Source organism: Microbacterium tumbae (assembly GCF_054780175.1).
In genome coordinates, this window is the sequence record NZ_BAAGWV010000003.1 from 184,572 (window position 1) to 196,701 (window position 12,130).

The following is a 12,130-nucleotide window of genomic DNA, read 5'->3' on the forward strand; positions in this document are numbered from 1 at the left end:
CCGGCCGGTAGCCTTGTCGACGATGCCTGCCGACACCCGAACCCGCGAGCGCTCCCGTTCACGGTCGCACCGACGCCGTCCCTGGTGGCGCGGCGGCTCCTCCGTGCGCCGGTGGAACAGCGAGGTGCTCGGCTGGGCGGCGCTCGGCCTCGGCGCGGGGGTGCTGCTCGGCGCCTGGCTGGGCGGACTCCCGGGCACTGCGCTCCTCTGGGCGGGGATGCTGGTCCCTGTGATCCTCGCCTTCCGCCGAGGCATCCCCCGGGGACTGCTGCATTTCCGCGGTGTCGACCTCCTCTACGCGATCGTGCTCGGCGGCATCCTGCGCCTTGCCCAGGGATGGCTGGAGCTCGCCTTCGGGGGATCAGGGGCGCTGCCGTCGTATGCGACGCTCGGCGGCGCGCTGCCTTCGCTGTGGTGGGCGGAGGATCTGCTCGGAGGAGTGTTCGTCGCACCGGTGGTGGAGGAGCTCTTCTTCCGCGGACTGCTGCTCGTCGGGATCTTCACCGTCGTGCGCCGTTTCGCCGGGCGCGACGGCTCAGGCATCGGCATCGCGGGGTTCGTCGCCGTCGTCGCGTCGACGGGACTGTTCGTCCTCACGCATCTGCTCGTCTCGTCCGTGACGTCCGCCGACCTGGTGAGCCTGGTGCTGGTCGGACTCGCCTGCGGGATGCTCGTCGTCTTCACGGGGCGGATCTGGCCCGCCGTCCTTGTACATCTCGTGTACAACGGCACCGGGGTGCTCCTCACCGTCGCGGGCACACTGCTCGGCTAGCTGTGATGTCCAGGGAGGTTGTTGAGTCTGCTGATGGGTGGGGCTCCGATTGCGGAGTGGTGCCTGTGGTGATTGTAGAAGTGTAGCCAGTGGGGTAGTGCGGCTCGGCGTTCGGATTCAGTTTCGTAGAAGCGGGCGTAGGCCCAGCCGTCGGCGAGGGTGCGGTGGAAACGCTCGATCTTGCCATTGGTCTGTGGCCGATAGGGGCGGGTTCGTTTGTGCCGGATTCCGAGTGTCGCGCAGGTATCGCGCCAGGCGTGCGAGCGGTAGGCGGAGCCGTTGTCTGAAAGGACGCGCTCAACGCTGACGCCATGCTCTGCGAACCAGGCGATCGCGCGTTCGAGCACTCCGATCGCGGTGGCGGCCTTCTCGTCGGTGCAGATCTCGATATAGGCAACGCGGGAGTGGTCGTCGATGACGGTGTGGAGGAAGGCTGTGCCCAGCAGCGGGCCGCGCCATTTCGAGCGGGGTGCGCCAGTGCGCTCCACTGTCGCGGACCGGTTCCTGTCGCCCTGCTGCTTGCCCACGTAGCGCCACCCGCCGCCGTCGGGGACGTTGCCGAACTTGGTGACGTCGACGTGGATCAGCGAGCCGGGATGGTCGTGCTCGTAGCGGCGGATGGGCTCGCCGGTGACCCGGTCGATATGGCTGAGCCTGTTGATCCGAGCGCGAACCAACACGGCGTGCACGGTCGAAGCAGGGATACCGAGTTCACCGCCGATCTGCACCGGCCCGAGCCGTCTGCGCCACCGCGCCTTCACGATCTGTTTCACGACCGTGAGCGGCGTTTTGGTCGGCGTGGAGCGTGGCCGGCTGGACCGGTCGGCCATGCCCGCGGGCCCTTCAGACCGGAACCGGTCTGCCCATTTACGGGCAGTGGGCGGTGAGGTCATGAACATCTTCGCCGCGACAGCGACCGGCCAGTTCTCCTCGACGATGAGCTTGGCCAGCCGCAATCGAGCGCGTGGGGTGAGAGCAGCGCTAGCGTGGGACACGAAGGCCTCCTGTGATGCGTGAGCGGTTCCTAGACAGCTCCACTCTCGCAACGGGAGGCCTTCACCCGTCAGCAGATCACGCGCGATTCACGCAACAACGTCCCTGGACATCACAGCTAGCCCAACGCCGTCCGGCGACACCATCGACGGACAACGCCCGGCTCAGCGCATCAGCGCCGCACGCAGAACCCTGCTGAACTCGCCGACAGCGGGTACCAGCTGCGCGGCGGAAGCCTCATAGACGGAAGAATCTCGGCGGTAGGGGTCGAGCACATCCTCCTCCTGCGGTGGCACTGGGGCGACGCGTCCGCGCTGCAGGGTCACCAGCGCCAGCACGGCCGACAGACGTGCGCGCGGATCGGTCCCGGCAGCTTCCGCTGCGGTGCGCACGTCCTCGTCGGTCAACGAAGCGGACAGGCGGGCGAACTCGCGTGCAGTGAAAGTACGGCGCAGCAGCTGGGGCGCCCGCTCGACTGCAGCAGTGCGATGCTCTCTGCTCATCGCGAGGATCAGATCGGCGTCCGCTGCCACGGACTCGGTCAGCAGGCGTGCGCGATGCGCTGCGGCATCCTCAGCGGAGGCGCCGTGCGCGATCGCGAGCCGCTGAGCCGGCTCGGGCATCTCGCGACCAACGAGTGCGCGCGATCCTGCGCTGTGCACGTCGACGCCGAGGCCTTCGAGACGTGCGCGCAGTAGTACCTCGGCCATAGGGGAGCGGCAGACATTGCCGGTGCAGATCGTGAGGATTCGCAGCGGTGCACCCCCGGGTTCCGCCGCGTCATCTCCGCCGGCGTTCTCCTCGCGCAGGCGCCGCCATTCCCTGCGGCTCATGGCGGCCGGGGGAGGCTCGAAGCGCATCATGGCTTCACCCTACGGCCTGGCGCGGTCGCCTCTCCGTTTCGCGCGGGCTATCGCCCGGTCTCGTCCCGTTGGGAGGTGCCCCGTGTGGTCGGGTGGTTGGGAGAGAGGTGTCTCGTGTGGTCGCGTTCTGGGGTGGGAGGCGGCCATTCGGGGCACCGCTTCAGGTCAAACGGCGTGGAGCCCGAAAGGTGAAACGTGGGTCCGCCGCGCGGACCGCCCCAGCTCAGCGACTCGATATACCGCAGCAGCACGCCCTCGCGCAGCGCCCAGGGCGACACCTCGAGCTCGGCGATGTCCAGCATCCGCATGGCCGAGTGCAGCGACACCGCTGCGGCGACGATCTGGAACGTGCGGTCGGGCGTGATACCGGGCAGCTCCTGACGCGCGGATGCCGGCAGGCGCGCAAGCCGAGGGATCCAGGAGCCGAGCGCTTCGCGGGGCAGCACCATGCGGTCGATCCCCGACCAGCCCGGCACCGGATAGCCGACGAGGCGCGCGAGGGAGCGGATCGCCTTCGAGGAGCCGACCACATGATCGGGCCGGGGGAGCGCGGTGAACTTCGGCGTCACGTGCGAGAGGACCCGGGTGGCGTGCGCCCTGAGCCTTTCGACGGGAAGCTCGCCCGGCGGATCGTCCGGGAGGAACTCCACGGTCATCCGTCCCGCCCCGAGAGGAACCGACGCCGCAGCGTCAGGGATCTCGTCGCCGCCGGCGGCGATCTCGAGCGACCCGCCGCCGATGTCGAGCAGCAGCAGCTGTCCGGCGGACCAGCCGAACCAGCGCCGCACGGCCAGGAACGTCAGCTCCGCCTCGGTCTCGCCGTCGAGCACCTGCAGGCTCTGACCGAGGGCGGCCTCGATGCGCGCGATGACCTCCGGTCCGTTGCGGGCCTCGCGCACCGCGCTGGTGGCGGTCGCCAGCAGCGCATCCACGTTCTCGGTCTCTGCGACCGTGCGAGCCCTCGTGACGGCGGATTCGAGGGCGCGCACGCCTTCCTCGGCGATGGATCCGTCCTCGGCGAGGTAGCGCATCAGCCGGAGCACGGTGCGATCGCTCGTCGCCGCCTGTGGGCGACCGCCGGGGCGCACGTCCGCGGCCAGCAGGTGGACGGTGTTCGAACCGATGTCGATGACTCCCAGGCGCACGGGAAGAGACTACTCCGCCCATGTGCGGTGCTCGGACGTCATCCACGACAGGGGTCACAGGGTGAATGCCGGGGTGAAATCGATCGGATCCGCCGAGCGCGCCGTCCTGAGGCCGCCAGGATTGCGAGGACCCCTGACATCCTCGCGCCCGATTCCCGACGGCGCGATGGTCGTGCAGCCGTGCCACGCGGCCTGGGGCCCTCGCGTGCGCGAACGCCACGCGGAAACAGCCTGGGGAGGCAGCCTTGAGATTCCGTGTTGCGCGCGTGCACCGCCTGACATCCGAGCATCCACGATCGCCCGGCCGCGATCGCTGGCGCCGCGGCCTGAAACGGCTCGCCGGCGGATCCGCGAGCATCGCCGTCGTCGCGTCCTCACTCGTCGTCGCAGGCCTCGTCACCGCCGCGCCGGCATCGGCGGCCGATCCGTTCCTGTGCACGCCGGGCGCCGTCTACGTGCAGAGCACATCGCAGGTCCGCGAGTTCGCCGTCAACGTGCAGGGCGGCCCTGCGGGCGACGGCGGCACCCTGGTGACCGAAAGCCTCGGCGCGAACCACTCGGACAACGGGCTCGGGATGTCGGCGGGCGGGCGCTATGCCTACACCGTGACGAACGGAGGCTCCAGCAAGACCCTCGCGAAGCACGATCGCGTCACGAACGAGACGACGCGCACGGCGTTCACGCTCAACGCCTCGATCCTGCGCGGCGCGGTGCACCCCTCCACCGGCGTGTACTACTTCGCGAGCAGCACGACGAACAACGCGATCAGCCTCTACGCGTGGAACGAGAGCGCCACCCCGCAGACCTACGTGCAGGTGGGCACCCTCCGGCCCACGGCGGGAAGCGACGGCTTCGGAGCGAACGGCGACATGGCGTTCAGCGCCTCGGGCCAGCTGGTCCTCGTCGCGGACCGTTACATCTACGCGGCAGACATCCCCACGACGCTCACCTCGAGCACCGCCACGATCGACGCCAAGCAGGTGCACGACATGGGCGCCGGCGTCGAGGGCAACGGCATCGCCTTCGGGAACCGGGGGCACATCTTCGTCTCCGTCGCGAACGGCGGCAGCCGCATCATCGAGGTGGACCTCGCGCGCGGCGAGACGATCAACACGACCCCGCTCAGCGGGTTCTCGCCCACGGACATGGCCAGCTGCACGTTCCCGAACACCCTCACCGTGAAGAAGGACCTGCCGAACGGCCGTCAGGCCGCGACCGATCAGTTCGGCCTCCGCATCGATTCGCCCGCGGACTACCAGGTCCCGCAGACGACGGCCGTGACCACCGGCGACGCCACCGGGGTGCAGCCCGACTACGCGGGTCCCGTCTTCACCAACCAGGGCGATGTCTTCGACCTCTCCGAGATCGCCCAGGGAACGACGGATCTCGATCGGTACGACGCCTCGCTGAGCTGCGAGCAGCAGAACCCGGACGGCACGACCACGCCCGTCCCCGTGAACGCCGCCGATCAGGTGACCCAGCCCGCCGGCGATCTCGGCACCGAGGTGGTCTGCACCTTCGTCAACACGCGTCTGATCCCCGGGCTGGAGCTGCGCAAGACGTCCGACCCCGCGGACGGCGCCGCCGTCGTCGCGGGGCAGACCATCGCCTACACGGTCGAGGCGGAGAACACGGGCAACACGACGCTCGACCCCGTCGACATCGCCGACGACCTCTCGGGCGTCCTCGACCACGCCGAGTATCAGGACGACGTCGCGACGGCGATCGACGGCATTCCGGTCGCCTCCGGCCCCGCTACGATCACCGGCGACGACCTCGTCTGGACGGGTGTCCTCGAGCCGGGGGAGACCGTCACGATCACCTACTCGGTGGTCGTCGACGAGGACGTCGAGGGTGAGAGCATCGTCAACCGGGTGACCGCGTCCGGCACGCCGCCGGGACCGTTCGACCCGCTCGTCCCGCCCGCGGTCACCACCGAGCATCCGATCGCCGGCTTCGAGATCGCCAAGAGCGCCGACCCGGCATCGGGATCCGTCGTGGAGCCCGGCCAGACGATCTCCTACACCGTCACGGGGACCAACACCGGCGCCACCGTGCTCAACCCGGCGTCCATCGCCGACGATCTCTCCGCCGTCCTCGCCGCCGCTGAATACAACGACGACATCGTCACCGCGATCGACGGCACCCCCGTGACCGCCGGGGCGGCCGCCATCACCGGCGACGACCTCGCCTGGAGCGGCACGCTGCAGCCGGGCCAGACGGTGACCATCACCTATTCGGCGACCGTCGCCGAGGACGCGTCGGGCGAGATCCTCCGCAACACGGTCTCGGGCACGGCGACGCCGACCACCCCGGATCCCGCGGACCCGGACGGTCCGCAGATCCCCGGCGAGCCGATCGATCCGCCGGACGTCACGACGCAGCATCCGGTGATCGGCTCCGGCTTCACGATCGGCAAGTCGGCCGATCCCGCCTCGGGAACCGCCGTGCGCGCCGGAGACACGATCGAGTACACGATCGTCGGGACGAACACCGGCGACACCGCGCTCGATCCGGCCGAGATCATCGACGACCTCTCCGGAGTCCTGGCGAACGCCGGCTACAACGGCGACGTCGCGGCCACCCGCGGCACGGCCCAGGTCGCCGGCGAGACCCTCGCCTGGACGGGGGCCATCCCGCAGGGGCAGTCCGTCACGATCACCTACTCGGTGACGGTGGACGAGGGCGTCGAGAGCGCGCTCCTGCGCAACACCGCAACCGGCGAGGCGACGCCGCAGATCCCCGAGGATCCCTCCGACCCTGACAGCCCGACGGTCCCGGGCACGCCGATCGTCCCGCCGCCCGCGGAGACGACGCATCCCGTCGTGGACCCCGGCTTCGAGGTCGCCAAGACGGCGGATCCGGCATCGGGCACCGCCGTGCGGGCGGGCGACACGATCGAGTACACCGTCACGGGCACGAACACGGGCAACACGGTCCTCGACCCCGCCTCGATCGCCGACGACCTGTCTGCGGTGCTCTCGCACGCGGGGTACAACGGCGATGTCGCAGCGACGACGGGCTCGGCGACGGTGACGGGCACGGACCTGAGCTGGACCGGGACGCTCGCGCCGGGCGACGAGGTCGTCATCACGTACTCGGTGACGGTGGACGAGGACGCCACCGGCGTCCTGCTGCGCAACACCGCCGAGGGGGAGGCCACGCCGCTGATCCCCGAGGACCCCACGGATCCCGAGAGCCCGACGGCGCCGGGAGAGCCCGTCACGCCGCCCCCGGCCACGACGGAGCACCCGGTCGCCAACCCCGCCTTCGAGGTGACCAAGACGGCGGATCCGGCCACCGGCACGCGCGTGGATCCGGGCAGCGTGATCGAGTACACCGTCACCGGCACGAACTCCGGCGACACCGTGCTCGATCCGGCCGAGATCGTCGACGACCTCTCCGGGGCGCTCTCCCACGCCGAGTACAACGGCGATGTCTCCGCCTCGCGCGGGACGGCGACGGTGACGGGGGACACCCTCGCCTGGGAAGGCGCTCTGGCCCCGGGGCAGGACATCGTCATCACCTACTCGGTGACCGTCGCCGCGGACGCCGGCGGGGAGATCATCCGCAACTCCGTCACGGGCGAGGCGACCCCGCTCCTGCCGGAGGACCCGAGCGACCCCGACAGCCCGACGACGCCCGGCACGCCGCTGGTGCCGCCGCCCGTCACCACCGAGCACCCGGTCAACGAGCCCGGCTTCACCTTCTCGAAGTCCGTGGACCCGGCATCCGGCACCGCCGTCGATCCCGGACAGGTGCTCACCTACACGCTGATCGGGACCAACACCGGTGAGACGGTGCTGGATCCGGTGACGATCGCGGACGACCTCTCGGGTGTGCTCGCGCATGCGGTCTACAACGGCGACGCCGTCGCGACGATCGACGGGGAGGCGGCCGCCGTTCCGTCGATCGTGGACGACGCGTTGAGCTGGGAGGGGCCGCTCGCGGTCGGCGAGGCCGTCACGATCACCTACTCGGTCACCGTCGGCCCGGACGCCGTGGGCGAGGTTCTGGCGAACTCGGCGACGGGCACCGCCACGCCTCCGGGCGGGGAGGAGCTCACGCCTCCGCCCGGGACCACGGAGAACCCCGTCAACGTGCCCGGCTTCTCGGTGTCCAAGTCCGCGGACCCCGCCTCGGGCTCCAGTGTCGATCCCGGCAGCGTCATCACCTACACGGTGACGGGCGTCAACACCGGTGAGACGGTGCTGGATCCGGTGACGATCGCGGACGACCTCTCGGGTGTGCTCGCGCACGCGGCCTACAATGGCGACGCCGTCGCGACGATCGACGGTGACGCGGTCGAGGCCCCGTCGATCGCCGGCGACGTGCTGTCGTGGAGCGGTTCGCTCGCGATCGGCGAGACCGTCACGATCGTCTACTCGGTGACCGTGGACGGCGACGCCGGAGGCGAGACCATCGCGAACTCCGTCGAGGGGGCGGCGACGCCTCCGGGCGGCGTCCCCCCGATCGAGACCCCGCCGGCCACGGTCGAGCATCCGGTCAACGAGCCCGGCTTCTCGGTCCTGAAGACCGCGGATCCCGCCTCGGGCTCCCGTGTCGATCCCGGCAGCGTCATCACCTACACGGTGACCGGTGTCAACACGGGGGAGACGGCGCTGGATCCGGTCACGATCGCGGACGACCTGTCGGGCGTGCTCGCGCATGCCGCATACAACGACGACGCCGTCGCCGTCGTCGAGGGCGCGGATGCCGCGGCGCCGGAGATCGTCGGTGACGAGCTCTCCTGGAAGGGAGCGCTCGCGGTAGGCGAGCGCGTCACGATCACCTACTCGGTGACCGTGGACGGCGACGCCGGCGGAGAGAGCATCCTGAACACCGTCGCCGGGACCGCGGTGCCCCCGGGCGGCGCCGAGCTCACGCCGCCGCCCTCGACGACCGAGCACCCTGTGGGCGCACCGGGCTACACGTTCCAGAAGAGCGCCGATCCGGCATCCGGCACCTCCGTCACCGCGGGCAGCGTCGTGACGTACACGCTCACCGGCGTCAACACCGGCGAGACGGCGCTGAACGAGGTCACCATCACCGATGACCTCAGCGACGTGCTGCGCCACGCGACCTACAACGACGACGTCGTGGCACAGGTCGGGGACCGTTCCGCGGCCGCTCCGGCGCTGGACGGCACGGAGCTGCGGTGGGCCGGCAGCCTCGCCGAGGGCGAGACCGTCACGATCACCTATTCGGTGACCGTGGACGAGGATGCTGCGGGGCAGACGCTGAGGAACGTGGCCGTGTCCTCCGCGACGCCGCCGGGCGGGACGACCCTCACGCCGCCGCCGAGCGGGACCGAGCACCCCGTGCTCACGCCCCTGGCGGTCACCGGCGGACAGCTCGCGCTGGGGATCCTCGGGCTCAGTCTGCTGCTCGTGCTCGTCGGTGCGGCCCTGGTGCTGCGCCGCCGCGCCGAGGGCGCCTGACCCGCGGAGGGTCGGGACGGCCTCGGCCGCCCCGACCCTCCGCGTGCAATCGATAGGATCACCAGCAGGAGGTTTGATCATCAGCGCCACTGGGGAAGTAGCTGAGCGAGCCACGGTCAACATCGCAGCGACGCTGCGCGATCTCAGGGACGTCGGTCCTCGGGAACGGATTCCCGAGCTGTTCGAAGCGCACTACGTCCGCGCATGGTTCGGGCTCGGGCAGAGCGAGCTGCGGTCGGTCCTCGAGGCCGCGCCGGAGCCGTCCATCCGGAGCAGGCCGCTGGCCCGCTACACCCTGGCGCTGCTCCGCGGCGAGCAGATGCCGCCGCTCGAGGACATGACGCAGGCCGGTCGGAAGACGATGGATCCGGCCAGTCGCGGCATGGCGGCGGCCATGGGTGTCCTCGAGGCGCGCCTGCGGGGCGAGCTCAGCACGGCGATCTCCCTGATCGAACGCGTCAGGGCGGAGCCTCCTGTGCGCAACGCGCTCGTGGACGGGTCTCAGGGCGGCAGCTCCTTCATCGCCGTGCAGGTCGGGATCACGTGCATGCTGGCCGGAGACTTCCGAGGCGCGCTCGCCGAGTTCGAGCGCGTCAAATGGACGGATCCCCCCGCAGATCTCGCCTTCCTCCTACGGGATGCTCACGCCAAGACGGCGCTCATCCACGCGCTCGTCGGCGATCCCGACCTCGCGCGTCGCGAGATAGACGACGCGTCCCGGATCCCGCGCACGGCGAGCTGGGCCGATCCTCTCGTCGAGATGAGTCTCCGGCTCGCCGAGGCTCTCATCGAAGAGCCGGACACCTCGGACGCCCTCCAGCGCCTCCTTCCCGTGAACCGCCGCGAACTCGGCGAGATCTGGCCGTACTACGTCCTCGCCCTCGGCCCCGCCGCCCTCGCGGGAGTCAAGGAGGTCGAGAATCTGCTCACGGTCCTCGAGGACGCCCGTCTTCCGGGAAGCGACAGCGGCCAGGGGCTGCCGGGCAGTGCGATCCCGCTCACCCGTGCGGCGATGGCCGTGAGCGCTCGTCGATGGGCGCTCGCGCGCACGGGCCTGGCGGCCTCGGATGCGGGGATGTCTCTCACCGCGCTCCTCTCGGCCGGAGTCGCGCTGGAGGCGGGCAACCCGATGCAGGCGCTCGCGACGGTCAGCGGCGTCGCCTCGCAGACCTCCGGACTGCGTCAGCTGGAGATCTGGCGGCTGAGCCTCGTGTCCCTCGCCCACCATGCGTTGAACGAGACGGCTGCCGCCGAGGCGGCGCGCGGCCAGATCGAGCAGCTCGCCGAAGGCCTGTCCCGCTTCAATCTCGCCGTCGGCGGACGCGTGGGGGAGTACGTCCGATCCGTCCTCCGCGGTGAATCCCCGGAATGGGGACCGAAGGGACCGCTGCTGACGCCCCGTGAGGTCGAGGTTCTGGCGTGCCTCGGCGAGGGGCTGAGCCGTCGGGAGATCGCCGAGCGCCTCTTCGTCTCGATGAACACGATCAAGACGCAGGTCGCCGGTCTCTACCGCAAGTTCGGCGTCTCCAGTCGCGATGCCCTCCTCGGCGAGGCGTACGGGCGAGGTCTGCTCTGACAGACGGCGTGCCCCGGAGGCGTCGTCCCCGTCCGTGGAGCGCACCCGTGACGGGCGGGACCGCCGGCGCCGATACGATGTTGTGCGTGACCACCGATCCGCTGCTGCCGCTGTCCCCGTATCGGGAGATCGATCGCGGCGAGTGGGCGCGGCTGGCCCTGGGTTTGGATCAGCCCCTCACCGAGACCGAGGTCGTCGCCCTGCGCGGACTCGGCGACCGGCTCGAGCTCGACGAGGTCCGCGAGGTCTACCTTCCGCTGAGCCGGCTCCTCAGCCTCTACGCCAGCGCCACCAGGCAGCTCGGGGCGGCGACGAGCGCCTTCCTGCAGGAGGACGACACCACGACGCCGTTCGTGGTCGGGGTCGCCGGATCCGTCGCGGTCGGCAAGTCCACCATCGCGCGCCTGCTGCGCGAGCTCATGAGCCGCTGGCCCGGCACTCCGCGCGTCGAGCTCGTGACGACGGACGGCTTCCTCTATCCGAACGCCGAGCTGGAGCGTCGAGGACTCATGGATCGCAAGGGCTTCCCCGAGTCCTACGACCGCCGGGCGCTGATCTCGTTCCTCACCGAGGTGAAATCCGGCGCGGACGAGGTGCGGGCGCCGTTCTACTCCCACATGCGCTACGACATCGTCCCCGATGCGCATGTGGTCGTGCGCCGTCCGGACGTGGTGATCGTGGAGGGGTTGAACGTGCTGCAGCCGCCGCCGGCTCCCAACGACGTCGCGGTGAGCGACCTCTTCGACTTCTCGATCTTCGTCGACGCCGACACCGCGCACATCGAGCGGTGGTACGTCGATCGCTTCCTCGCGCTGCGCCAGGGCGCCTTCAGCAATCCCTCCTCGTACTTCAACGTGTTCGCGCACCTCACGGACGAGGAGGCGGTGCAGACCGCGCTCGGCTACTGGAACGACATCAACATGCCGAACCTCGTCGAGAATGTCATGCCCACCAGGCACCGGGCGACGCTCGTGCTGAACAAGGGCGCCGACCACGCCGTGGAGAGCGTGCTGCTGCGCAAGGTGTGACGGGCTGCGCGGTTTCGAGGCGTGCTGTCGTTTCCGGGGCGTGCTGTCGTTTCCCGAGGTGCGCTGTCGTTTCCCGACTCGTGCTGCTGTTTCCCGACTCGTGCTGTCGTTTCCCGAGTCGCGCTGCTGTTCTCGGCGGGCGCTACAGGGATTCTCGCAGCGCGGGTGGAGAAGAGCCGCGCATTTCAGGAATGAGCAGCGCGGGTGGAGAAGAGCCGCGCTCTAGGAATGAGCAGCGTGACCTCGGCGGCTCGCGTACGACCTCAAGGTCCCGTGTGGCGGGCCCTTCGTCGGCGAGGTCGCTCGTGTTGC

General features: G+C 70.2%; 6 protein-coding genes and 1 pseudogene. 4 read left to right on the forward strand and 3 right to left on the reverse strand.

The features are described from left to right. Positions 1–22 precede the first annotated feature (22 nt). Positions 23–772, forward strand: coding sequence for a lysostaphin resistance A-like protein (locus ACYVGQ_RS12765; RefSeq protein WP_460785020.1), 750 nt, complete (start codon positions 23–25; stop codon positions 770–772). On the opposite strand, the gene ACYVGQ_RS12770 is transcribed toward ACYVGQ_RS12765, so the two are convergent. The 3 genes and pseudogenes from ACYVGQ_RS12770 to ACYVGQ_RS12780 form a co-directional block, all read right to left on the reverse strand. Beyond that, positions 769–1,767 (reverse strand): IS481 family transposase, encoded by a 999-nt coding sequence (locus ACYVGQ_RS12770; RefSeq protein WP_460785021.1) that lies wholly within the window; start codon positions 1,765–1,767, stop codon positions 769–771. The two genes, ACYVGQ_RS12765 and ACYVGQ_RS12770, sit on opposite strands and share 4 nt — an antisense overlap. A 162-nt stretch (positions 1,768–1,929) precedes the next feature. Next, on the reverse strand, positions 1,930–2,628 hold the full coding sequence (locus ACYVGQ_RS12775) for an arsenate reductase/protein-tyrosine-phosphatase family protein (protein WP_460785022.1): 699 nt from the start codon (positions 2,626–2,628) through the stop codon (positions 1,930–1,932). A gap of 209 nt (positions 2,629–2,837) precedes the next feature. After that, a pseudogene (locus ACYVGQ_RS12780) lies at positions 2,838–3,773 on the reverse strand (Ppx/GppA phosphatase family protein); the annotation flags it as partial. 245 nt (positions 3,774–4,018) lie between these two features. Between ACYVGQ_RS12780 and ACYVGQ_RS12785 the strand changes: the two are divergent. From ACYVGQ_RS12785 to coaA, 3 genes are all read left to right on the forward strand, one after another. Further along, complete coding sequence (locus ACYVGQ_RS12785) at positions 4,019–9,214, forward strand: DUF7927 domain-containing protein (protein WP_460785023.1); 5,196 nt, start codon at positions 4,019–4,021, stop codon at positions 9,212–9,214. Positions 9,215–9,287: 73 nt separating this feature from the next. Next, positions 9,288–10,790, forward strand: coding sequence for a response regulator transcription factor (locus ACYVGQ_RS12790; protein WP_460785024.1), 1,503 nt, complete (start codon positions 9,288–9,290; stop codon positions 10,788–10,790). 77 nt (positions 10,791–10,867) lie between these two features. Further along, a complete protein-coding gene (coaA, locus tag ACYVGQ_RS12795) occupies positions 10,868–11,818 on the forward strand; it encodes a type I pantothenate kinase (RefSeq protein ID WP_460785457.1) in 951 nt (316 codons plus the stop codon). The last annotated feature ends 312 nt before the right edge of the window (positions 11,819–12,130 follow it).

What these genes read in the sequence shown, in the direction of transcription:
- ACYVGQ_RS12775 (WP_460785022.1), bottom strand. Translation starts at nt 2,628, where the DNA reads ATGATGCGCTTCGAGCCTCCCCCGGCCGCCATGAGCCGCAGGGAATGG.
- ACYVGQ_RS12765 (WP_460785020.1), top strand. Translation starts at nt 23, where the DNA reads ATGCCTGCCGACACCCGAACCCGCGAGCGCTCCCGTTCACGGTCGCAC.
- coaA (WP_460785457.1), top strand. Translation starts at nt 10,868, where the DNA reads ATGTTGTGCGTGACCACCGATCCGCTGCTGCCGCTGTCCCCGTATCGG.